At 68.4% G+C, this 22324-nt stretch carries 19 protein-coding genes; 10 read left to right on the top strand and 9 right to left on the bottom strand.

Translation table 11 applies throughout. From position 1 onward, the window contains the following. Window positions 1–97: 97 nt before the first annotated feature. The 6 genes from V3B25_RS14935 to V3B25_RS14910 form a co-directional block, all read right to left on the bottom strand. Window positions 98–496, bottom strand: a complete 399-nt coding sequence (locus V3B25_RS14935) for a hypothetical protein (protein WP_329810904.1) — start codon at window positions 494–496, stop codon at window positions 98–100. A gap of 94 nt (window positions 497–590) precedes the next feature. Continuing rightward, a complete protein-coding gene (locus V3B25_RS14930) occupies window positions 591–2630 on the bottom strand; it encodes an FUSC family protein (protein ID WP_201117695.1) in 2040 nt (679 codons plus the stop codon). A 3-nt stretch (window positions 2631–2633) separates the two neighbouring features. After that, the gene (locus V3B25_RS14925) at window positions 2634–4094 is read right to left on the bottom strand and encodes an efflux transporter outer membrane subunit (RefSeq protein ID WP_049421033.1); all 1461 of its coding nucleotides are present in this window, start codon (window positions 4092–4094) and stop codon (window positions 2634–2636) included. Beyond that, complete coding sequence (locus V3B25_RS14920; RefSeq protein WP_032973896.1) at window positions 4091–5008, bottom strand: HlyD family secretion protein; 918 nt, start codon at window positions 5006–5008, stop codon at window positions 4091–4093. Before V3B25_RS14920 ends, V3B25_RS14925 begins: the two co-directional genes overlap by 4 nt. Next, the gene (locus tag V3B25_RS14915; protein WP_010487502.1) at window positions 5005–5214 is read right to left on the bottom strand and encodes a DUF1656 domain-containing protein; all 210 of its coding nucleotides are present in this window, start codon (window positions 5212–5214) and stop codon (window positions 5005–5007) included. The genes V3B25_RS14920 and V3B25_RS14915 overlap by 4 nt, the downstream gene beginning before the upstream one ends. 108 nt (window positions 5215–5322) lie before the next feature. Then, window positions 5323–5778, bottom strand: a complete 456-nt coding sequence (locus tag V3B25_RS14910; protein ID WP_012481667.1) for a MarR family transcriptional regulator — start codon at window positions 5776–5778, stop codon at window positions 5323–5325. 677 nt (window positions 5779–6455) lie between these two features. Here V3B25_RS14910 and folE point away from each other — a divergent pair. From folE to V3B25_RS14890, 4 genes are all read left to right on the top strand, one after another. Beyond that, window positions 6456–7067, top strand: coding sequence for a GTP cyclohydrolase I FolE (gene folE, locus V3B25_RS14905; protein ID WP_004141296.1), 612 nt, complete (start codon window positions 6456–6458; stop codon window positions 7065–7067). Between the two features lie 112 nt (window positions 7068–7179). After that, on the top strand, window positions 7180–8649 hold the full coding sequence (locus V3B25_RS14900) for a DUF3375 domain-containing protein (RefSeq protein WP_121504949.1): 1470 nt from the start codon (window positions 7180–7182) through the stop codon (window positions 8647–8649). Beyond that, window positions 8636–9337, top strand: coding sequence for a DUF4194 domain-containing protein (locus V3B25_RS14895; protein ID WP_164139053.1), 702 nt, complete (start codon window positions 8636–8638; stop codon window positions 9335–9337). The genes V3B25_RS14900 and V3B25_RS14895 overlap by 14 nt, the downstream gene beginning before the upstream one ends. Before the next feature lie 16 nt (window positions 9338–9353). Further along, window positions 9354–12734: an SbcC/MukB-like Walker B domain-containing protein gene (locus tag V3B25_RS14890; RefSeq protein WP_329810903.1), complete on the top strand. Its 3381-nt coding sequence runs from the start codon at window positions 9354–9356 to the stop codon at window positions 12732–12734. 291 nt (window positions 12735–13025) lie between these two features. Here V3B25_RS14890 and V3B25_RS14885 read toward each other — a convergent pair whose 3' ends face one another. Further along, a complete protein-coding gene (locus V3B25_RS14885; protein ID WP_032130226.1) occupies window positions 13026–13805 on the bottom strand; it encodes a TSUP family transporter in 780 nt (259 codons plus the stop codon). Between the two features lie 102 nt (window positions 13806–13907). Between V3B25_RS14885 and V3B25_RS14880 the strand changes: the two genes are divergently transcribed. Next, the gene (locus V3B25_RS14880; protein ID WP_329810902.1) at window positions 13908–14300 is read left to right on the top strand and encodes a YchJ family protein; all 393 of its coding nucleotides are present in this window, start codon (window positions 13908–13910) and stop codon (window positions 14298–14300) included. A gap of 3 nt (window positions 14301–14303) precedes the next feature. Here the strand turns inward: V3B25_RS14880 and V3B25_RS14875 are convergent, their stop codons facing one another. Beyond that, entirely contained in the window at window positions 14304–15584 is a 1281-nt protein-coding gene (locus tag V3B25_RS14875) for a GGDEF domain-containing protein (RefSeq protein WP_049421029.1), read from the bottom strand. Window positions 15585–15734: 150 nt separating this feature from the next. On the opposite strand from V3B25_RS14875, the gene egtB reads away from it, so the two are divergent. The 5 genes from egtB to V3B25_RS14850 all read left to right on the top strand — a co-directional run bounded on the left by egtB (window position 15735) and on the right by V3B25_RS14850 (window position 21063). Then, window positions 15735–17006 carry an ergothioneine biosynthesis protein EgtB gene (gene egtB / locus V3B25_RS14870; RefSeq protein WP_049421028.1) on the top strand — a complete coding sequence of 424 codons (1272 nt, stop codon included), beginning with the start codon at window positions 15735–15737 and terminating at the stop codon, window positions 17004–17006. Continuing rightward, a complete protein-coding gene (gene egtD / locus V3B25_RS14865; RefSeq protein ID WP_049421027.1) occupies window positions 17003–17977 on the top strand; it encodes an L-histidine N(alpha)-methyltransferase in 975 nt (324 codons plus the stop codon). Before egtB ends, egtD begins: the two co-directional genes overlap by 4 nt. Before the next feature lie 84 nt (window positions 17978–18061). Beyond that, window positions 18062–19330 carry a lytic murein transglycosylase gene (locus V3B25_RS14860; protein WP_049421026.1) on the top strand — a complete coding sequence of 423 codons (1269 nt, stop codon included), beginning with the start codon at window positions 18062–18064 and terminating at the stop codon, window positions 19328–19330. 40 nt (window positions 19331–19370) lie between these two features. Beyond that, entirely contained in the window at window positions 19371–20237 is an 867-nt protein-coding gene (locus V3B25_RS14855) for a D-hexose-6-phosphate mutarotase (protein WP_049421025.1), read from the top strand. Window positions 20238–20286: 49 nt separating this feature from the next. Continuing rightward, window positions 20287–21063 (top strand): DUF2628 domain-containing protein, encoded by a 777-nt coding sequence (locus V3B25_RS14850; RefSeq protein WP_049421024.1) that lies wholly within the window; start codon window positions 20287–20289, stop codon window positions 21061–21063. A 6-nt stretch (window positions 21064–21069) separates the two neighbouring features. On the opposite strand, the gene V3B25_RS14845 is transcribed toward V3B25_RS14850, so the two are convergent. Then, complete coding sequence (locus V3B25_RS14845; RefSeq protein WP_049421023.1) at window positions 21070–22257, bottom strand: benzoate/H(+) symporter BenE family transporter; 1188 nt, start codon at window positions 22255–22257, stop codon at window positions 21070–21072. Window positions 22258–22324: the final 67 nt, after the last annotated feature.

Here is a 22324-nt window from a genome sequence, read left to right as displayed (position 1 = left end):
GCAGCGTCCCCCGCAACCGGACCCACCTCGCCATCCCACGGATTGCAGGGTTTTGACGTTGATTCGGCAGGTGCAGGGCGCAGCCCTGCCGCCACGTTCATTCCGCGATCAGTACCAGGCCATCGGGGAAAACGATCGCCGCTTCATCAGCGCTCACGTCGAAGAAGCCCACACCGTGCTTCTCGGCCAGGTCCTGCACGCGGCCGTGCGCACGTTCGGCCACCGAATAGGCGAACGCGCCGTAGATCACCTGACTACCGATGCTGTACTCGGTCACCTCGGCACGTTCGTCATCGTCGTTGCTCAATGGGCCGTTCAACGGCGGGAATTCCTGCGCCATCTCCGCAAACCACGCCTGCAGCGCCGGGCTGCTCACCGCCGGGTCGTCGTACTCGTGGCGCTCGTTCCACTGCGTCTGCTTCTCGAACCAGGCGATGAAGGCCGCGGTCTCACGTGGAGCGGTGCTGGCCTCGAACACCATCATGTCGTAACTCATGGAACCGTCCTGTTGTCGGGGCGAAAGGCCGCGGGGCATGGCCCGGCGCCACCGGATGACGATGGTAGCGCCGGGCCATGCCCGGCGGATCGCATTACATGGACGGCGCGTCGGCATCCGCCAACCCCGGCGCCAATGCCTTCGCCTCCGGGAACAGCGCGAAGCGCAGGCCGATCAGGCCCATCAGGGCTTCATCGCGGGCCTTGCAGGCGGCCACACTGCCGACCCGACCCAGCGAGGTATCCAGCCGCTCCCGCAGCGCCTCGGCCGCCACAATCGGTTTGTGCGCGGCAATCTGACGGCGGTAATGCACGGCGATTTCTTCCAGGATGTGCTCGACCGCTTCGCGGCTGCGTTCGGGCAGTTCCAGCCGTGCGCGACGCAGCTGCAGGATGTTCAGGCCGATGCGCGCCTCGTTGAGCATGTCCACCGAGGCGATGTCGCTGCCCTCTGGCGTCGCCGCCAGGCGCGGTGCGAGCAGGCCCAGCAGGTCGAGCATGCGTGCGGCGAAGCGCTGGCGGTCCTGCTGGCCACGGCCTTCGGCAGCCTCGGCCAGCGTGGTCCAGCCCTGCCGCACCAGCCGGCGTGCAGTCCACTCGGCACCCACCGAGCGGAACAGGCGGGTCATCACCACCGCAAAGCCAATGCCGATGAACATCGCAATCGACGAGTTGAGGAAGGTCTGGATGTTGGCGCTGTAGGTGTTCTGCAGGCTCAGCAGCGCGGCCAGGTTCACCGTCAACGGCAACGCGAACAATGCGCTCTTGGGGTGGTGCAGCATCAAGCCCAGCGGCAGGAACGCCACCGCCAGCACCAATGCCAGCAGGCCGAAGTCGTGCACCGCCGGGAACACGCCGAACAGGTACACGCCAGCCACCACCGAGGCGACCATCGCCCACACCAGGAACGACACCATGCTCGGTGCCGGGTCGTCCTGTGCAGCGAAGAATGCAGCGGTCACCGCGGCCATCATCGCGCCGTTGCCACCACCTTCCCAACCCAGCGCGATCCACAGCACGCAGTAGCTCATCAGCGCCACGCCGGCACTGAGCGCGGAGAACAGCGCCATGCCGTAGTCGACGTGCTTGTCGGCGGCCACGCGTTCGGTGCGGATGCGGTAGTGCGCGCGGTCCAGCGGCGCGGTGCCGTGGTCGATCGCGTGCTGCAGGGTGCGGCAGTCCTGCCACAGGTCCACCAGTTCCTCCAGGCGCAGCAGCAGGCTGGCCAGCTGCAGGTGCTGCAGGTCGCGGTCCACCTGCGGCTTCAGTGCGCTGATGCGCGCGCGCAGGCGGGCGTACTCGCTGGCGTTGGTCGGCCCGTCCAGCCAGTCGTGGATATCGTCGACCAGTGCCGGCAGTCCTTCCGGCAGGGCCTGGCCATCGCTGCGCAGCGCGCTCAGGCGGTCGGCAATCGAGGACAGCACTGGCAACAGCAGCAGCATGCGCTCGCGCAGGCGCTCCATCGACACCGCCGAACCGGCATGGCGTGGATCATCGCGGCGCAGGAACTCGATCAGCGCCTCGAACTGCACCAGGTCGGCGGCCAGCCGGTTGCGCGGCGCATGCGCGCGGCCACGTTCAAGGATCTGCCGGCACCACTGCGCGGCGTCCTCCATCCAGTTGCCGATGCGCGCGCGCAGCATCGGACGTACCGAGGCCGGGAACAGCAGCGACGCGAACAGCACCGCCACCACCGTGCCAAGGATGATCTCCTCGCTGCGTGCCACCACCGTGTCGAAGATGGTTTCCGGCGAGGTCACCGCCGGGAAGCCGATGAAGGCCGTCGTGTAACCGGCCAGCAGGAAGGCGTAGCCGCGCGGGCCGCGGTTGAGCAGGGCCATGAACAGGCAGCCGGCCAGCCAGATCGACATCGCCGCGCTCAGCACCAGCGGCGTTTCCACCAGCGCCGGCAGCACCAGCAGGGTGGCCAGGCCGGCCACCAGGGTGCCGACGATGCGGTATACGCCCTTGGCCCGGGTTGGGCCCAGCAGCGGCTGGCTGACGATGTACACCGTGCCCATCGCCCAGTACGGGCGCGACAGGTTGCCGGCCATGGCGATGTACAGCGCGGCTACCGCGGCCAGGTAGGTCTTGATCGAGAACAGCCAGGCCTGGCGGTCGGTCAGCGCGTTCATGGCTTACTTCGCTGCGGTCGAGGCGTTGGGCGCGGCGGCGCTGGCCTGCCAGCCACCACCCAGCACCAGGAACAGGTGGATCTGGTCGCGCGAGACCTGCGCTTCGGCGGCCGCCAGGGTGGCATCGCTGGTGGCCAGGCTGCGGTCGGCATCCAGGCTGGACAGGTACGGCGTGCGGCCGCCCTGGTACAGCCGGCGGTTCTGCTCGGCGGCCAGTGCGGCCTGCTCCTGCGCGATGCGCAGCGACTGCAGCCGGCGCAGGTCCTGCGCATAGCGGTCCAGCGCGGTCTGGGTCTCGCGCAGCGCCTGCAGCACGGTGTGGTCAAACTCGGCCAGCGCGGCATCAGCACCGGCTTCGGCGGCGTGGATGCGCGCGTGGGTGCCCGAGGACGGTAGCGTCCACGAGATCAGTGGGCCGATCGACCACTGCTGGGTCATCGGCGTGCCGAAGTCTTCCAGCAGGCCGGCGGCACCGAGCGAAGCCCCCAGGCGGATGTCCGGGTACAGCTCGGCGGTGGCCACACCAATCCGCGCCGTGGCCGAGGCCAGCTTGCGCTCGGCCTGGCGCACGTCCGGGCGACGCTGCAGCAGTGCACGGCCATCACCGACCGGCAGCGGCTGCGCCAGCCTGGGTGCGTGCGCGCAGTCGATCACACCGGCCGGCAGCTGGCCCGGGGTCTGTCCAAGCAGGGCGGCCAACGAATAGGCGGCGGCCGAGCGCTGCGCCTGCAGCGGCGGGAGTGCAGCTTCCAGCAGCGCCACCTGGGCATTGGCGCGGGCCAGTTCCGGCGGCGTGCCACGGCCGGCCGCGATCAGGCGCTCAGTGACCGTGCGGCTGCGCTGCTGCAGCTGCAGCGAATGCTCGGCCACGTGCAGTTCGTGGTTGGCGTGGCAGATTTCCAGGTAGCTGTCGGCGACCTGCGCGACCACGCTGACTTGGGCCAGGTCGCGCGCCGCAGCGACCGACTGCTCGTCGGCACGCGCCGCTTCGGCGCCGCGCTTGAGCTTGCCGAACAGGTCGAACTGGTAGCTGACCGCGAACTTGCCATCGGCCAGGTTGATCACCGGCAGCTCGTGTTCCTGCAGGAACGATTCGGCCGACAGCTGCGCGCGGCTGACGCCGGCCTCGGCCTCGTACTCGAAGCCACCGGCGTCCAGCGCCTGTTCGTACACCGCCGCCGCACGACGCAGGTGCGCATCGGCGGCTTTCAGTTCAACGTTGTCGCGCAGCGCCTGGGTGATCAGGCCATCCAGCATCGGGTCGTTGTACAGCGACCACCAGCGGTCGGGCAGCGCCTGGTTGGCGGCGATCTGCGGGTTCTGGGTATCGATGAAGGCGGCATTGGCCTGCGGGCGCTTGAACGCCGAGCCCTCCGGCAATGCATAGTCCGGGCCGACGGTCCTGCACGCGGCCAGGCTGGCCAGCGCGACGATCAGGCCGAGACGGGGCAGGGCGGCGTTCACAGGCCCGCCTGTGTCGGCGCGGTGCCGGCCTTGTCGTTGTGCGGATGGCGGCCGGTGTCCACGGTCACCGTGGCGGTGCGGCCGGCGATCAGTTCCACGCCCTTGGGCACCTCGTCGATGGCGATGCGCACCGGGATGCGCTGGGCCAGGCGCACCCAATCGAAGGCCGGGGTCACGTTCGGCAGCAGGGTGCTGCCATTGCTGCGGTAACGGTCCTCGATGCCGGCGGCGATGCTTTCGACATGGCCACGCAGCGGGGTCGATTCGCCCATCAGGCGGATGTCCACGGCTTGTCCCGGGGCCACGCCACGCAGGCGGGTTTCCTCGAAGTAACCATCGATGCGGAACGAGCCGGTATCCAGCAGCGCCAGCACCGGCTTGCCGGCCACCACGTAGTCGCCCACGCGCATGGTGCGGTCGTTGACCCGGCCATCGGCCGGTGCGCGCACCTCGGTGCGGCCCAGGTTGAGCTCGGCCAGGTCGACCGCCGCCTGTGCGGTGGCCAGCGCGGCCTGTGCGGCCTGCAGCTTGGCGCGGCGCACTTCGGCGTCCTCGGCGGCGACCAGGTCCTGCAGGCTGCGGTCACGGCCGATCTCGCGGCGCAGCTGTGCCACCGAGGCCTGGCGCTCGCCCAGGCTGGCCTTGGCCTGCTCCAGCGCGATGCGGTAACGGGCACGGTCGACCACGAACAGCAGGTCGCCCTTCTTCACCGCCTGGTTGTCGGCCACCTGCACCGTTTCCACCAGTCCGGATACGTCCGGCGCCACCTGCACCACGTCGGCGCCGACATGGGCATCGCGGGTCCACGGCTCATCCATGTAATAGACCCACAGCTGGCGCAGCACCAGCAGGGCGACGATCACGGCTGCGCTGGTGAGCAGCACCGGCAGGGTCTTCTTCACGATCTTGTTCACGATTGCATCCAACGCAGGAGGTGGAACAGCAGGCCCAGCACGATTCCGTACAGCGCCAGGTTGAACAGCGCCGGGTGCCATACATGGCGATAGGCGCCGGCACGCTGCAGCAGCGCGTGCAGGCCGCTGTTGACCAGATAGGCCAACAACATCAACCCGAGCAGGGTCGGGACGAACACTCCGTGGAGACTGAATTCACCGGGCATCGGTAGGGGCGGGGGCGAGGTGGGGGAGGGGAGGAACAACGAATCAACAGCAACGGGCAAAAGCCGCTGGCGTGTGCACGGCAGCGGCGGTATTCGGGGGCAGCGCTCTTACGTGATGCGGTCGGCAGCCTCGGCCAGCAGGCGCCATGCCTTCAGCACGGCGTGCAGTTCATCCATGGAAAGCTCGCCGAACACGTCCTGGCGCAGGCCGATCAACTGGTCTTCCAGCTCGCTGACCAGCGCGTGTCCCGCGTCGGTCAGCCACAGCAGGTTGGCGCGGCGGTCGCTGGCGTCGCTCTCGCGGCGGACCAGGTCGCTGGCGCACAGCTTGTCCAGCAGGCGCACCAGGGAAGGCCCCTCCATGCCCAGCTGCTGGGCCAGCGCCACCTGGCGGATGCCACCGCCGGAGCGGCCGATCATCAGCAGGGGCATGGTGCAGGCGGTGGAGATGCCGTAGCTGCCGAGCCGGCTGTCGGCCAGGCGCTGCCACTGCCGCCCTGCGTACAGCAGGCCGGAGCTGAGCTGCATCTGCAGCACGGTGCGCTCGTCGAGGGGTCGGTCCATAAGAGATAGATAGGATACTACTAATTTCATTCCTATCAATGGGTTTTTCTGAATGGGCGGGGTGTAGTGAGGAAAGCGTTGCGCCACGTTGCTACGGGTGGGGCAGCGGGGGCCGGACGGGGCAGGACACGCCGTGAACCCATCCTTGGGGGCTCGGCCGCGGCTTGCTCGTGTGCGCGTCCTGCGCACACGGCAAGACCGGCGTTGGGCGTCCTGCCCAACCCGCCCGAGGCATGCCTCGGGCCCATGCTGCGGACGGTCCTGCCCCGCCCGGTCCCCGCTGCCCGCCCATCACCCCGCGGGCGCGGTGGGTTGGCTCTTTAAAGGCAGAAGCAGAAGCAGTGCGGACCAACGGTCCGCACCCACCAATGCCGCAGCGCGCGGTGCTTCCGGAGCCATGAACCCCAGCTTTTGCCCCCGCTTTCGGGTGGTCCGGCCGCGCCCGCAGGAAACCGTCAGGGAGGGGGACAGGGGACTGCGCAGGACCGTTGGCGCCATGGATGGCGCCATCGAGCCCCCAGGGACGGGTTTACGGCGTGTCCTGCGCAGTTCCCTGTCCCCCTCCAAACCGATAGCAACGACGCGCCAACAACGACCCCCCGATGAACCGTCCCAACAGGACGACCCACCCCCCGGTCGGGTACGATGCTCGCCCCCCGTTCGGGACGCTGTACGCAATGAGCAAGAACAACGAAAAGGCCGCCCCGCAGGGCGACGTGACCCAGGACCAGGCCGAGGATGCCGTGCGCACCCTGCTGCGCTGGGCCGGTGAGGACCCGTCCCGTGAAGGCCTGCTGGATACCCCCCGCCGTGTCGCCGAAGCCTATGGCGACTGGTTCAGCGGTTACCGCGACGACCCGCGCGCCTACATGGAGCGGACCTTCGAGGAAGTGGCCGGCTACGACGAACTGATCGTCCTGCGCGACATCGAGTACGAAAGCCACTGCGAACACCACATGGCGCCGATCATCGGCCGCGTGCACGTCGGCTACCTGCCGGCCGGCAAGGTGGTGGGCATCAGCAAGCTGGCCCGCGTCGTCGAAGCCTACGCCCGCCGTTTCCAGGTGCAGGAGAAGATGACCGCGCAGATCGCCCAGTGCATCCAGGATGTGCTGCAGCCGATCGGTGTCGGCGTGGTCGTCGAAGGCGCCCACGAATGCATGACCACCCGTGGCATCCACAAGCGCGGCGTCAGCATGGTCACCTCGAAGATGCTGGGCAGCTTCCGCGACGACGCGCGTACCCGCGCCGAGTTCCTGCGCTTCATCGAAGTGGGCGGCAAGCGCTGAGCCGCTTGCCTGCACCCCGCCGGCCGCTGCGGGCCGGCATGCCCACGGCTGCCCGCGCGGCAGCCGTGCGTGGCGGCTCGTCCCTGTCAGCCCAACAGACCTCTTTCGCTGCATGAAGCATCGCGAACGCATCTCCCGTTACCGCCATCTGCGCGAACAGCCCCAGTGGAAGCTGCTCGCCGCCGACCACGCTCCGGAAATCATCGGCCTGCTGCAGGGGCTGCTGATGGACGGCGAGCGCACGCTGTCGTCGTCGGTGCTCAACGAGCGCCTGCAACGTGCGCTGGACCAGCTCAACGGCGACGAACTGTCGCGCGACCTGCCGCGTACCGCGCAGGCTTACATCGCGCACTGGCTGGCCCAGGGTTGGCTGGAACGCCGTTTGCCCGAAGGCGCAGACCAGGAGCAGTACGAGCTGTCGACCGCGGCACTGCAGGCGATCCGCTTCGCCGATGGCCTCGAGCAGGCCCGCGTGGCCGCCACCGAAAGCCGGCTGGCGCTGGTCATCGAACAGCTCTCGCAGCTGGCCGCGCAGACCGAGTCCGATCCGGATGCGCGCCTGTCGGCGCTGCGCGACGAGCGCGACCGCATCGACGCCGAGATCGCCCGCGTCGGCGCTGGCCGCGTGATCGCGCTGGATGGCAAGCGCGCGCTGGAACGTGCGCGCCAGATCATCGGCCTGGCCGACGAGCTGACCGAGGACTTCCGCCGCGTGCGCGACGACTTCGAGCAGCTCAACCGCGATTTCCGCGAACGCATCATCGACGATGAGGGTGAGCGCGGCGACGTGCTGTCGCAGCTGTTCGAAGGCGTGGATGTGATCGGCGAGAGCGATGCCGGCCGCAGCTTCCAGGCGTTCTGGCGCCTGCTCAACGACGCCGAACAGAGCGCACAGCTTGATGCTGCGCTGGAAGCGGTGCTGGCGCGTGGCTTTGCGCGCCGCCTGGACCGCAACGAGCGCAACTTCCTGCGTGGCTTCACCAGCACCATGCTCGAGCGCGGTGGCCAGGTACACGATGTGCTGCAGAACTTCGCGCGCAGCCTGCGCGGCTTCGTGCAGAGCCGTGGCTACCTGGAACAGCGCCGCCTCAACCAGCTGCTGAAGCAGGCGCAGTCCGAAGCACTGGCCCTGCGCGACGAGTTCCCCGCACAGCGCGGCATCGGCCGTGACCTGCAGCTGACCACCAGCCGCCTGCGCTCGTGGTCGCAGTGGAGGCTGCACGATCCACGCAGTGCCCAAGTCGATGGCAACGTCGAGTACAACGACGCGGCCGCGATCAGCCTGGAAAGCGTCGGCGATCTGGTCGCTTCGTCCGAAATCGACTTCCGCACCCTGCGCCGTGACCTGCACGACCTGCTCGATGCACAGCCGCGGCTCAGCATCGCCCAGGCCCTGTCGCAGCGCGAGGCGCCGCAGGGTCTTGGCAGCGTCATCGGCTATCTGTCGCTGGGCACGCGCTTCGGCAACGTGGTCGCCGGCGAGCAGGAGCTTGCCGAATGGCGTGGTGGCGACGGCCAGATCCGTCGCGCCCGCATCCCGCTGGTTTGGTTTACCCAGGAGAGACGCCATGAGCTGGCATGAAGATCCCATCGACGCAGCGCAGGCCGACGTGGCGGAAGACGCCTACGAAGCCGAGCCGGTGGCGGCCGTGGCGCAGCCCCGCCGTGGCAACGACGTGTACTACCTCGGCGATACCGGGCGCCTGCCGCTTGATGCACGCCGCGCGCTGTGCCAGCTGCTGATCGGCCCCAGCATCGACCAGCTGCGCCACGCCAAGCTGTGGCCGGCGCTGATCCGCAGCGAGGCGGCCATCCGCTCGGCGCTGGCGGACCTGTTCCTGGAACTGGTGCTCGACCGTGACAGCGGCGTGGCGTTCACCCGCCAGGCCGATACCGAAGACGTGGATGCGCCGGTGCTGCTGCGCACCTCGCCGCTGACCTTCATCGATTCGGTGCTGTTGTTGTACCTGCGCCAGCAGCTGGCCGAGGCCGATGCGCGCGGCAACCGCGCGGTGGTCGCCGACGCCGAGATGGCCGAAGCGCTGGCCATCTACGAAAAGAACCTGTCCACCGACCGCGCCGGCTTCAACCGCCGCGTCGCCTCGGCGGTGCAGAAGATGAAGGACAACCACATCCTGACCCGCCTCAGCGGCCAGGAAGACCGCCACGAAGTCTCGCCGGCGCTGAAGCTGCTGTTCTCCGCCGAAGACGTGTCCCAGCTTTCGGCGGTGTACCGCCAGCTGCGCGAAACCCCGGCCGCCGAGGCCTGAGAGACCCGACCATCGCATGGCTATCTCCAAGCACACTCCCGCACTGTTCAACGAAGGCCTGCCGGACCCGCGCCTGCAGCAGTTCCGCATGCGCCGCCTGCAGGTGCACAACTGGGGCACCTTCAACGGCCTGACCGAAGTGCCGATCGCCGAGCGCGGCTTCCTGTTCGTCGGCCGTTCCGGCTCGGGCAAGTCGACCCTGCTCGATGCCATGTCCGCGCTGCTGACGCCGCCGGCCATCGTCGACTTCAACGCCGCCGCGCGTGAAGCCGAGCGCAGCGGCCGCGACCGCAACCTGGTGTCCTACGTGCGTGGCGCGTGGGCTGACCAGCAGGACAGCGGCACCGGCGAAATCGCTACCCAGTACCTGCGCAAGGGAGCGACCTGGACCGCACTGGTGCTGGAGTACCGCGCCGGCGATGGCCGCGTGGTCAGCCTGGTGCGCCTGCTGTGGATCTCCGGCAACGGCACCTCGGCCGGTGACGTGCGCAAGCACTACATGATTGCCGAGCGCCCGTTCGACATCGCCAAGGATCTCGGCGGCTTCGATCTGGACCTGCGCAAGCTCAAGCAGAAGCTGTCCGACCTGCACCACTTCGACACCTTCTCCGGCTACGCCGAGCGCTTCCGCGACCTGCTCGGCATCGACAACGAGATGGCGCTGCGCCTGCTGCACAAGACGCAGTCGGCGAAGAACCTGGGCGACCTCAACGTCTTCCTGCGCGACTTCATGCTCGACACGCCGAAGACCTTCGACGCCGCCGAGCGCCTGGTCAGCGACTTCGCCGAGCTCGATGGCGCGCACCAGGCCGTGGTCACCGCGCGCCGCCAGGTGGAAACCCTGCTGCCAGCACGCGCCTACTACAACGACCTGAAGGAAATGCACCGCCAGCGCGGCGACGACGAAGCGCTGAAGCTCGGCGTCGACAGCTTCCGCGAAAGCCGCCGCCAGGCGCTGATCGAAGCGCGCCTGCGCGAGATGGACGTGCGTGACCGTGGCCTGCTCGGCGAAGAGGCCCAGCGCCGCGCCGCGCTCGACAACCACACCGAGCGCCTGGCCGAACTGGAACTGCAGCGCCGCCAGCAGGGCGGTGAGCGCATCGAGGAACTGGAACGCGAGCAGGGCCGCGCCGAAGCCGAGCGCGACCGGCGCAAGGCCAAGCGTGACCAGGCCCAGGAAGCGGCACAGCAGCTGCAGGCCGAACTGCCCGACGATGCCCATGGTTTCGCCGAGCTGGTCGAGCGCGCGCAGAACGAACTGCAGGACCGCCAGCGTGCCTCGGCGGCACTGGACGATGCGATCAGCGATCGCCTCGGCGGCAAGCGCGATGACGAGCGCCGCTTCGGTGAAGTGCGCGTCGAACTCGAAGCGATGCAGCGCACGCCGTCCAACATTCCGGCGCCGATGCAGAAGCTGCGCGCACGCCTGGCCGAGGAAACCGGCATCGCCGAAGCGGCGCTGCCCTTCGTCGGCGAGCTGATCCAGGTCCGCTCGGAAGAGCAGGGCTGGCAGGGCGCCATCGAACGCGTGCTGGGTGGCTTCGCGCTGTCGCTGCTGGTCGATGACAAGCACTACAACGACGTCGCCGAGTGGGTGAACCGTACCCATCTGGGCATGCGCTTCACCTACTACCGCGTGCGCCGCAACGATGATGCGTTCGCGCGCGAGCCGTCGGCGAAGTCGCTGCTGCACAAGCTGGAGCTGCGCGAGCATGTGTTCGAAAGCTGGCTGCGGCGCGAGCTCGGCAAGCGCTTCGACTACGAGTGCGTGGATGCCAAGCAGCTGCGCAACGTCGACCGCGGCATCACCCGCGAAGGCCAGGTCAAGCATCCGGGCGACCGCTTCGAGAAGGACGACCGCAGTGCGGTGGGCGACCGCCGTCGCTGGATCCTCGGCTTCAACAACCACGACAAGGTGGGCGCCTTCGAGCGCGAAGCACAGGAACTGGCCAAGCGCATCGCCAGCTGCGAGACCGACATCGCACGCCTGCGCGGCCAGCGCGACCGCGACAACGAGCGCCGCCTGGCCTGCCACGAACTGGTCAGCATCAGCTGGAACGAGATCGACATCGCCGCTCCGCAGCAGCGCCTGAGCGACATCGAGGCCACCCTGCGTGACCTGCGCGAAGGCAATGCCGATCTGGCCAAGCTGGCCAAGCAGATCGACGCCGTGCGCGCCGACATCGAGCAGTCCCGCCGCACCTATGAGGACGTCCGCGTCGAGCGCGGCCAGCTGGTCAAGGAGCGCGATCGCCTCGACCGCGCCCGCCAGCAGAGCCGTGCGCTGGTGCTGCCGAGCCTGGCCCAGGAGCAGGAAGCCGGCCTCGCCGAGCGCCTGCAGGAGCAGGGCCCGCTCAGCCTGGAAACGCTGGAAGCGCACATGCGCCAGGTCAGCAACGCGCTGAACGAGCAGCTGTCGTCCTCGCAGCAGGACCTCAACCGCATCGAGAACCAGCTGATCGGCTGCTTCCGTCGCTTCATCCAGCAGTGGCCGGAGGAATCGGGCGACTTCACCGTATCGGTGGCCTCGGCCGAAGACTTCCTCGCCCGCCTCGAACGCCTGGAGCGCGACGGCCTGCCGCAGCACGAAGAGCGCTTCTTCGATCTGCTGCAGAACCAGAGCAAGAACAACCTGCTGGCCCTGCAGCGCCACAGCGCCGAGGCCCGCAAGTCGATCGGCCAGCGCCTGGACGAGGTGAACGCCAGCCTGGAACAGGTGCCGTTCAACCGTGGCACGCTGCTGACCATCGAACTGAGCGACCGCCGCCTGCCGGAAGTCGGCGAGTTCCAGCTGCAGCTGCGCGAGGTGCTGTCGCAGCAGCAGACCGAGCAGCGCGAGTTGGCCGAATCGCAGTTCACCGTGCTGCGCCAGCTGGTCAACCGCCTCGGTTCGCAGGAAGGCGAGGACAAGCGCTGGCGCGAGCTGGTGCTGGACGTGCGCATGCACGTGGAGTTCATCGGCGTCGAGCTGGATGCGGAAACGCGCCAGCAGGTCGAGATCTACCGCAGCGGTGCCGGCAAGTCCGGTGGCCAGCGCCAGAAACTGGCCACCACCTGCCTGGCCGCGGCACTGCGCTACCAGCTCGGCGGTGCCGACAGCCAGCTGCCCAGCTACGCCGCGGTCGTGCTCGACGAAGCCTTCGACAAGGCCGACAACGAGTTCACCGCACTGGCGATGAACATCTTCGACAACTTCGGCTTCCAGATGGTGGTCGCCACCCCGCTGAAGTCGGTGATGACGCTGGAGCCATTCATCGGTGGCGCCTGCTTCGTCGAAATCAGCGGCCGCCACGACTCCGGCGTGCTGCTGATCGAGTACGACGAAGAAGGCAAGCGCCTGAAGCTGCCCGAGCGCAGCCGCCAGCAGGCCAACGAACCGGAAGAAGCCGAGGCCTGACCGCCTCGGTCCAGCGACCTGTAGAGCCGAGCCATGCTCGGCTGCTCTTCGCGATCGGAGACCGCGTGCCAACCAAGGTTGGCACCTACCGGAAGTCGCTCTGCTCTTGCCCTTGCTCCTAGCTTCCGCGCTCGCGCAGAGGCCGGGTAGCGGTTGGGTGAGGGGGCATGGCAGGACCGCGAGCGCCATGGATGGCGCTCACGAGCCCCCATGGACGGGTTCACGGCGTGTCCTGCCATGCCCCCTCATCCGATCGCCCACATGGGAGTCAGGCGCCAGCGACGCGGTGGATCACGCTCCGCGCAACGTATCCCACGCCATCCGCGCGATCAGCACCACCACCAGCCCCACGAACAGCTTGCGGATGAACGGCGTGCCGCCCTTCAGCGCCAACCGCGTGCCCACCACCGAACCGATGATGTTGGCCGCCGCCATCGGCAGCGCGAACAGCCACAGGATGTTGCCGGTCGGCACGAAGAACGAGATCGCCGCCACATTGGTCGCCAGGTTCACCACCTTCGACGCGGCCGACGCGCGCAGAAAATCCAGGCCGAAGAAGCGCACGAACAGGAAGATCAGGAAGCTGCCGGTGCCCGGCCCGAAGAAGCCATCGTAGAAGCCGATCGCTGCACCGATCGCCAGCGCGATCACCAGCTCGCGGCGGCCGATTTCCTGCGGCCGGTGCAGCGCGCCGAAGTCCTTTTTCCACAACGTGTAGGCCAGCATCGCGATCAGCAGCACCAGCACCAGTGGGCGCACCGCGTCCTTGGGCAGCAGGCTCACCGCGGTGGCCCCGGCGAAGGAGAAGATGAAGGCGGTGCCGGCCGCGAACAGCACCGGCTTCCACGGGAAGCGCACGTTGCGCGCATAGCGCCAGGCCGCTGCACCGGTGCCGAACATCGAGCTGAACTTGTTAGTACCGAACAGCATCGCCGGCGTCTGCTGCGGCAGCACCGTGAACAGGCCGGGCAGCTGCACCAGGCCACCGCCACCCACGGCGGCATCCACAAGACCGGCGATGAAGGCGATCACCACCAGCCACCACAACTCAGGGGGAACCAGTTCCAGCACGGCGATCAATCAAGGTGGGGGCGCGACAGCATACGCCTGTCCTGCTTCAGCTGGCCCGTGCCGCGCGTGGATCAATCCATGCAACCCGGCGACAATGCCGGCATGAGCCGAAAACCCGCCGATCCCTGTCCCTGCGGCCTGGCCGCCGACTACACCGCCTGCTGCGGCCGTTTTCACGCCGGCGAGGCCGCGCCCGATGCCGAGCGCCTGATGCGTTCGCGCTACAGCGCCTACGTGCGCGGTCTGGCTGACTACCTGCGCCAGAGCTGGCATCCGGACACGCGTCCGGCCGAGTTGACGCTGGATGATGCACCCGGCCAGCGTACCCATTGGCTGGGCCTGACCGTGCACGAGCACACCGTCACCGGTGCTGACAGCGCCGATGTCCGCTTCACCGCGCGCTATCGCGTCGGCGGCGGCAGTGCGGTCAAGATGACCGAACACAGCCGCTTCCAGCGCATCGACGGCCGCTGGTACTACCTCGACGCGGCCTGAGCCCTACACGCTGCGCGCAGCCGGCACGCGCTGGCCGCCGTGCGCGTGCACCTGGTTGCGGCCGCCGTCCTTGGCCACATACAGGGCCTGGTCGGCGGCCTTGACCACCGCCATCGGGCGCGGATCCACATGGCTGTCGGCCAGGCCGATGCTCACCGTCACCTGTACCACCTGGCCGCTGCCACCGCGTCCGCGCTGCTGGCGGCCGGCTTCGTCATCACGGCTGCGGGTGCTGCGGTCGCGCAGCTGCATGCGGGTCTCCTCGATGCTCTGCCGCAGCGCCTCCACGGCATCCATGCAGGCCGCCGCAGGGCGGTCCAGGAACACCACCGCGAACTCCTCACCGCCATAGCGGAATGCACGGCCACCGTCGCCCACCCGCGCCAGCCGCGAGGCCACCAGGCGCAGTACATCGTCTCCGGTGTCGTGGCCATGGGTGTCGTTGAATGACTTGAAGTGGTCCACGTCCACCATCGCGATGCTGTAGGTGCCGCGTGCCCGCTGCAGGGTCTCGTTGAATGCCCGTCGCCCCGGCAGGCCGGTCAACTCATCGCGGAAGGCCATGTGGAAGGACTCCTGCAGCATCGCGCCCAGCATCAGCAGCAGGGCGGCGCTGCTCAGCGCCGGCAGCAGCACCGGGTGCAGGAAGATCCGCGGCAGCATCCACCACAGGCACAGCAGGGCCAGCAGCATCGCCGTGTGCAGTGGCCGAGGATGCCGCCACGCCTGCCAGCCCAACGCTGCGGTCGCCAGCAGGAACAGCAGCGCCGGCAGCTGCGCCAGCGCGTTCCAGTCGGCGGGAATCCAGGCCCAGTGACGGTTCGACAGCAGATCGTGCATGCCGCGCGGCTGCTGTGTGGCTAGCAGCAGGAAGATCATCACCGCGGTGCCGATGGCAATACCGCGCAGCAGCAGGTCCTGGCGCCGCCGTCCGCGCTCCGGCCACAACGCAAGGCCGGCAGACAACAGCGGCAACCAGGCCGAGATGGCGTGGAAGCGCAGCGGTGTCAGCGTGGTGACATGGCCATTGCGCAGGTAGCCAGCGACGTCCTGGTGCAGCAGCGCGAACATCACCGCCACAACCATCAGCAGGCACAACGTGCGCACCTGGTGGTAGAGCAGGGCCAGGCCGGCACCGAGGCAGGCCAGCAGCCAGGGCAGGACGCGCTGCGCCGGGCTGGCCACGTCTGCGGTATCCAATGCGGTCCACACCACCACGGCAACCAGCACAGCGGGCAGCACGAACAGGTAATGCGCAGGCTGGCGGAGCGGATGCAGGGGCAAGCAGGAATTCCAGCGCGGTGACGACGCGGCCGCAGCACTGCCGTTAGCGGCGTGCGTGCCTGCATCTTGAATGCGGCAGGCTCATCCATGTGAACGAAGTGACGCCGAACCATGACATCGCACTCACCGTCCAGCGCCGATGCTGCCCACATGGACAGCGTACCCGCCGCCGTCGCTGCCCCGCAGCACGATCTCGCCCGCCAGTTCGCCCATGTACGGACGCGCAGCCTGCAGCTGGCCGCGCCGCTCAGTGCCGAGGACGCCATGCTGCAGAGCATGGCTGACGCCAGCCCGAGCAAATGGCACCTGGCCCACACCACCTGGTTCTTCGAACGCTTCGTGCTGGCGGGTTTCGCCACCGCGCCAGCGCATGACCCGGGCTGGGACTACCTGTTCAACAGCTACTACAAGAGCATCGGCCCGGCGCATGCGCGGCCACAGCGCGGGTTGCTGTCGCGCCCGTCGCTGCAGCAGGTGCGCGACTACCGCCAGCAGGTCGATGCACAGGTGCAATCGCGGTTGGCGGCGGGCGATCTCGATGAACAGGCACTGCAACATCTGCAGCTGGGCCTGCAGCACGAGCAGCAGCACCAGGAGCTGCTGCTCACCGACATCAAGCATGCGTTCTGGTGCAACCCGCTGCAGCCCACCTACCGCGAGGACCTGCAGCCTGCCGCCAGCGCTGCCAGTGCGCAGGGCTGGATCGAATCACCCGAGCGCATCGTCACCGTCGGCGCCGCGGCATGGCCGCAGCAGGCCGCGTTCGCCTACGACAACGAATCGCCAGCGCACCGCGTGCTGCTCCCCGCGCACACATTGGCCGAGCGTCCCGTCAGCAATGCCGAGTATCGGGCCTTCATCGACGCCGGCGGCTACCGCGAACCGCGCTGGTGGCTCAGCGAAGGCTGGGCGCTGCGCGAAGCCGAGGGCTGGCAGCACCCGCTGTACTGGGATGACGCCCTGCAGCGCGAGTACACCCTGGGCGGTTGGCGCGAACTGGATCCGCACGCGCCGGTCTGCCACCTCAGCTACTACGAGGCCGATGCCTGCGCCCGCTGGTCCGGCGCGCGCCTGCCCAGCGAGTACGAATGGGAAGCCGCCGCTGCGTTGCAGCCGCTGCGCGGCCATTTCGCTGACGACGACCGGCTGCACCCGCAGGCAGCGCAGGGCAGTGGAATACGGCAGCTGTTCGGCGATGTCTGGGAGTGGACCCACAGCGCGTATGGCGCCTATCCGGGCTTCCGTCCCTTCGCCGGCAACCTCGGTGAGTACAACGGCAAGTTCATGTGCGGGCAGTGGGTGCTGCGTGGCGGCAGCTGCGCGACACCCCGCGGCCATGTGCGTGCCAGCTACCGCAACTTCTTCATGCCGCCGGCGCGCTGGCAGTTCTCCGGGCTGCGCCTGGCCAGGGACCTCACATGAGCACCGTGCATGACGCGCTGCAGGCATTGACCGATCTCACCCCCGGGCGGCAGCAGATCCTCTCCGACGTGGTGGCCGGGCTCTCACGTACGCCGCGGCAGCTGCCGTCCAAGTACTTCTACGATGCGCGTGGCTCGCGCCTGTTCGAGCAGATCACGCAGACCCCCGAGTACTACCCCACGCGCACCGAGCTGGCCCTGCTGAAGCGTGTGCTGCCGGACATCGCCCGCAGCGTTGGCCCGCGTCTGCACGTGGTGGAGCTGGGCAGCGGCAGCGGACGCAAGACCGCGCTGCTGCTGGCCGCACTTCACGACCCGGTGGCCTATACGCCGATTGAAATCTCGCGGGCCGCGCTGCTGTCCAGCATCGATCATCTGGCGCCGGCGTTGCCGGAGGTGGAGATGCTGCCGGTCTGTGCCGACTTCACCCGCCCCGTCGCCGTTCCCATGCCCGAGCGCGAACCCGCGCGACGGCTGCTGTTCTTCCCCGGTTCCACGCTGGGCAACTTTGAAGGCGAAGACGCGGTCGCACTGCTGCGGGCGATGCGCCAGACGATGGGCCGCGACGGCCTGGCCCTGGTCGGCATCGATCTGCATAAGGACCCGGCGCTGATCGAAGCGGCCTACAACGACGCGCAGGGCGTCACCGCCGCGTTCACTCTCAACCTGCTGGCCCGGCTCAATCGCGAGATCAGCAGCGACTTCGACCTCGACGGCTTCCACCACCGTGCCTGCTACAGCACCGCGCGGCTGCGCATCGAAACCGATCTGGTCAGCCGCTGGGCGCAGGATGTGCATCTGGACGGCCGCACCTTCCACTTTGCCGCCGACGAACCGATCCGTGTGGAGTACAGCCACAAGTACACCGACGACAGCTTCGAGGCGCTGCTGCAGCACGCGGGCCTGCAGGTCACGCAGCGCTGGAATGCTGACAGTCCCGCCTACGGCCTGCGCCTGCTGCGTGCCATCTAGGGCGGCCGGCCAGCCGGTACCCCTTCAGGTTCTGCAGCACCGCTACCCCTAAGATGGCCGTGCAACGGCAACACGGAGGACGCCATGCCCATTCTGACCACCCTCGGCCTGGCGGCCGCTCTCGCCTCGCCCCCCGCGCTGCCTGCAGCACCGGATGCCAGCGTCGATCCGGCCTTCAGCCGCTGCCTTTCGGGCCTGCAGGCCACGGCCGCCAGCCAGGGCATCAGCGCCGAGCGCTTCAACGAAATCACCGCCGGCCTCACCCCGGACCCCAGTGTGCTCGGCCTGCTCGACGCGCAGCCGGAATTCACCACGCCGATCTGGGACTACCTGGCCGCGCTGGTCGATCGCCAGCGCGTGGCTGATGGTCGCGCCATGCTGCAGCAGCATCGCGACCTGCTCGATCGAGTGTCGGCGCAGTACGGCGTCGATCCGGCCACCATCGTCGCGGTCTGGGGCGTGGAGAGCGACTACGGCCGCGTGTTCGGCAAGCGCCCCCTGCTGCAGTCACTGGCCACGCTGTCCTGCGCCGGCCGTCGCCAACCCTTCTTCCGCGGTGAATTGCTGGCACTGCTCAAGCTGATCGACCGCGGCGACCTGCAGGCGCAGGGCCTCACCGGTTCCTGGGCCGGTGCCTTCGGGCATACGCAGTTCATGCCCAGCACCTACGCACGCATCGCCGTGGACGGTGATGGCGATGGCCGCCGCGATCTGGTCGGCAGCATTCCCGATGCGCTGGCCTCCACTGCCAACTACCTCAAGCGTGCCGGCTGGCGCAGTGGCGAGCCGTGGGGCATGGAAGTTCTTGTTCCCGCTGGCTTCAACGCCAGCCAGGCCGGACGTACCCAGCGTCGCGCCCTGGCCGACTGGCGTGCGCAGGGCCTGACCGCGCTGGATGGCAGTGTGCTGGCTCCGGCCAACCTGCCGGCGGATGCGCGCGCCGCCCTGCTGCTGCCGGCCGGCAACAAGGGCCCGGCGTTGCTGGTGTTCCGCAACTACGACGCGATCTACAGCTACAACGCCGCCGAAAGCTATGCGCTGGCGATCGCCACGCTGGCCGACCAGCTGCGTGGCGGCAATGGGCTGGCCACCGCCTGGCCGACCGATGATCCCGGCATCGGCCGCGATGAACGCCGTCAGCTGCAGACCCTGCTGCTGGCGCGTGGCCACGACATCGGTACCGCCGACGGCATGATCGGTACTGCCACCCGTCGCGCGATCCAGTCCGAGCAGCAGCGCCTGGGCTGGGCCAATGCCGATGGGCGTGCCGGCCAGCGCATCCTGCGCGCGCTGCAGGAAGAGGCGACCGCCATCGCACCCGCTGCGCAGAAGGCCTTGCCCCAGGCACGCTGACCGCGACATCATCGCCGCGGTCTTCAAGGAGCGTCATCGCATGCAGTCGGATCCGGACATCAGCAGCGGCCTGTATCATGGGCTGGAGGCCTGGCACGTGCGCACCCCCAGCGCGACGGCGGTCATCAGCGTGTTCGGCGGACAGCTGCTGTCGTTCATTCCCGATGGGCAGCCCGATGTACTGTGGCTTTCGCCCACGCGCGCCGAGCTGCCCACGCCCATCCGCGGTGGCGTCCCGGTGTGCTGGCCGTGGTTCGGCCGCCAGGGCCAGAACAATGATGTGCCCGCGCATGGCCTGGTGCGCACCGCGCGTTGGGAGCTTCTGCAGGCCAGCCAGAGCGATGACGGTGAGGTCGAGCTGCAGTTGGCACCTGCACCCTGCGCCGATCCCGGCCTGCGCCTGCAGATGCAGTTGCGCATCGGCCGCCAGCTGCGTCAGCAGCTCGTCACCGAGAACACCGGAACCTCGCCGGTGACCTTCACCCAGGCCCTGCACAGCTATTTCCGGGTGGGCGATGCCAACCAGGTCGAGGTCGAGGGCCTTGACGGCCTGCAGTACCTGGACAAGTACGAGGACTATGCGCAGTTGCGCCTGCAACAGGGACCGTGGTCATTGCGCGATCCGCGTGACCCCGGTCGCAGCGATCGCATCTATACCGGTGCCGGAGGCCATTACGTGCTGCGTGATCCAGTACTGCAGCGGCGGATCGAGATCCGCAGCGAAGGCAGCCAGACGCTGGTGGCCTGGAATCCCGGTGCGGAGGCGGCAGCGAAAATGGCCGATGTCGGCGATGGCTGGCACGATTACGTTTGCCTGGAAGTGGCCAACGCAGGCGCGGAGCAGATTACGCTTGCGCCGGGTGAGCGCCATCAGCTGGTGCAGACCCTGGCCAGTACCGCGCTGTAGGCGCTGGCAGCGGTTTCAGTTTGTCGATGCAGTAGCAAGGACGGAAAACATGCAGGAAGCACAATGGTGGTACGCCAATGGCAGGCAGAGCAGTGGGCCGGTGGATCTGGCCGGTCTTCGCCAGCTGCAGCGGGAAGGGACGGTCACGGCGCGAACGCTGCTCTGGTGCGAGGGCATGCCCTCGTGGCGGCCGTTGGCGGAGCTGGATCAGGCCTCAACGCAGGTCGAGGTGGCTCCGGTCCTGGATATCGACGCAGCGCCTGCGGCCGAGGGCATTGCGCCGAGCGTCGGCGATCCGTCCGACCCCTATCGTGCGCCGGTCGCTGCACCGGATGTGGCTGCGGCTGCAGGGCTGGAGGGCGAGATGGCCTTGTACGCCAGCGTGGTCGGTGGCAATTTCCCGATCTATCGCCAGCGCTGGCGGCTGGATCAGGGCGGCATCGCCACGGGCAGTGGCACCTGGCACTGGCCGGCCTTCCTGCTCGGCCTGATCTGGATGATGTACCGCAAGATGTACCGCCTGGCGGCGATGTGGGCTGGCCTGCTGCTGTTGATCAGTGTGGTGGAGACCTTGCTGGATGTGCCGGATGGCCTGTCGCTGGTCATCACCTTCGCGCTCAGCATCACCACCGGCATCTTTGGCAACAGCTGGTACCTGGCACACTGCCAGCGCCTGATCGCCCAGGCCCGTGCCGTCACCGGCGGCGATGACGCACGGCTGCGCAGCGAGCTGACCGCGCGCGGCGGCACCAGCGTGGTCGCCACACTGATCGCCATCGTCATCGCGATGGTGCTGAGCACCGCCGGCGCCGCATTGGCGGGGTAGGGCAGGTCAGCGTCCCTGACGGGGCCGCAGCACGACCAGGCACAGCGCACCGGCCACCAGGCCCCAGAACGCCGAGCCGATGCCGGCCAGTGATACGCCCGAGGCGGTGACCAGGAAGGTGACCAGTGCCGCCTCGCGGTCCCGCTCTACTGCCAGCGCACTGGCCAGGCTGTTGGCGATGGTGCCGAACAGCGCAATACCGGCCACGCAGGCCACCAGCTCTTTCGGGAACGCCGCGAACAGTGCGGCCACGGTGGCGCCGAACAGCCCGACGACAATGTAGAAGGCGCCGGCCGCCATCGCTGCGGTATAGCGTCGTGCCGGGTCCTCATGCGCATCGCGGCCCATGCAGATCGCTGCGGTGATTGCCGCCAGGTTCAGTGCGTATGCACCGAACGGTGCCAGCAGCGTATTGACCACACCGATCCAGCCGATCAGCGGTGACACCGGGGCGTCGTAGCCGGATGCGCGCATCACCGCCACGCCCGGAATGTTCTGCGAGGCCATGGTGACCACGAACAGGGGCAGGGCGATGCCAGCCACTGCAGTCCAGGACAGGGATGGGGTCACCCATTGCGGTACCGCCAGTTGCAGCTGCACCTGCTGTGCGTGCAGCAGGCCACGGCTGGCCGCCACCGCGATGCCGACCAGCAGGGTGGCGATGACCGCATAGCGCGGGAACAGGCGGCGTCCGCCCAGCCAGGTGGCGAACATGGCCAGCGCCAGTACCAGTTGGGTGTTCATGGCCACGAACACGTCCAGGCCGAAGCGCAGCAGCACCCCGGCCAGCATGCCGGCGGCCAGCGCCATCGGCACCCGCTGCATCAACCGGGCGAAGATGCCGGAGAAGCCTGCCAGCATGCCAAGCACCGCAGCGAGCAGGAATGCACCGGTGGCTTCAGCGAGCGAGGCACCGCCTGCACCGACCACCAGCATCGCCGCGCCCGGGGTTGACCACGCGGTCACCACCGGCACGCGATAGCGCAGCGACAGCCCGATGCAGGTGACACCCATGCCCAGTCCCAGTGCCCACATCCATGAGGCGATCTGTGCCTGGTTGGCACCGACGGCTTGTGCAGCCTGGAACACGATGACGGCCGAACTGGCGAAGCCGACCAGCACAGTAATGAAGCCGGCAACGAGGGCCGGTACTGAAAGGTCGCGCCACCACGCTTGCCGCACCTGCATGTTCATTGCCGTCTCTCCACTGTGCATCCGTGCATTGATAGCCCTTGTGGCGGGGGGGGGGGGGGCGCCCCGC

This window comes from Stenotrophomonas sp. SMYL8, from assembly GCF_036320065.1.
Lineage (GTDB): Bacteria > Pseudomonadota > Gammaproteobacteria > Xanthomonadales > Xanthomonadaceae > Stenotrophomonas > Stenotrophomonas maltophilia_A.
This window is presented reverse-complemented; position numbering and strand designations above follow the sequence as displayed.

Coding starts and splice junctions, on each gene's coding strand:
- V3B25_RS14935 (WP_329810904.1), bottom strand. CDS start 496: ATGAGTTACGACATGATGGTGTTCGAGGCCAGCACCGCTCCACGTGAG.
- V3B25_RS14930 (WP_201117695.1), bottom strand. CDS start 2,630: ATGAACGCGCTGACCGACCGCCAGGCCTGGCTGTTCTCGATCAAGACC.
- V3B25_RS14915 (WP_010487502.1), bottom strand. CDS start 5,214: ATGCCCGGTGAATTCAGTCTCCACGGAGTGTTCGTCCCGACCCTGCTC.
- V3B25_RS14910 (WP_012481667.1), bottom strand. CDS start 5,778: ATGGACCGACCCCTCGACGAGCGCACCGTGCTGCAGATGCAGCTCAGC.
- folE (WP_004141296.1), top strand. CDS start 6,456: ATGAGCAAGAACAACGAAAAGGCCGCCCCGCAGGGCGACGTGACCCAG.
- V3B25_RS14900 (WP_121504949.1), top strand. CDS start 7,180: ATGAAGCATCGCGAACGCATCTCCCGTTACCGCCATCTGCGCGAACAG.
- V3B25_RS14895 (WP_164139053.1), top strand. CDS start 8,636: ATGAGCTGGCATGAAGATCCCATCGACGCAGCGCAGGCCGACGTGGCG.
- V3B25_RS14890 (WP_329810903.1), top strand. CDS start 9,354: ATGGCTATCTCCAAGCACACTCCCGCACTGTTCAACGAAGGCCTGCCG.
- V3B25_RS14880 (WP_329810902.1), top strand. CDS start 13,908: ATGAGCCGAAAACCCGCCGATCCCTGTCCCTGCGGCCTGGCCGCCGAC.
- egtB (WP_049421028.1), top strand. CDS start 15,735: ATGGACAGCGTACCCGCCGCCGTCGCTGCCCCGCAGCACGATCTCGCC.
- egtD (WP_049421027.1), top strand. CDS start 17,003: ATGAGCACCGTGCATGACGCGCTGCAGGCATTGACCGATCTCACCCCC.
- V3B25_RS14860 (WP_049421026.1), top strand. CDS start 18,062: ATGCCCATTCTGACCACCCTCGGCCTGGCGGCCGCTCTCGCCTCGCCC.
- V3B25_RS14855 (WP_049421025.1), top strand. CDS start 19,371: ATGCAGTCGGATCCGGACATCAGCAGCGGCCTGTATCATGGGCTGGAG.
- V3B25_RS14850 (WP_049421024.1), top strand. CDS start 20,287: ATGCAGGAAGCACAATGGTGGTACGCCAATGGCAGGCAGAGCAGTGGG.
- V3B25_RS14845 (WP_049421023.1), bottom strand. CDS start 22,257: ATGAACATGCAGGTGCGGCAAGCGTGGTGGCGCGACCTTTCAGTACCG.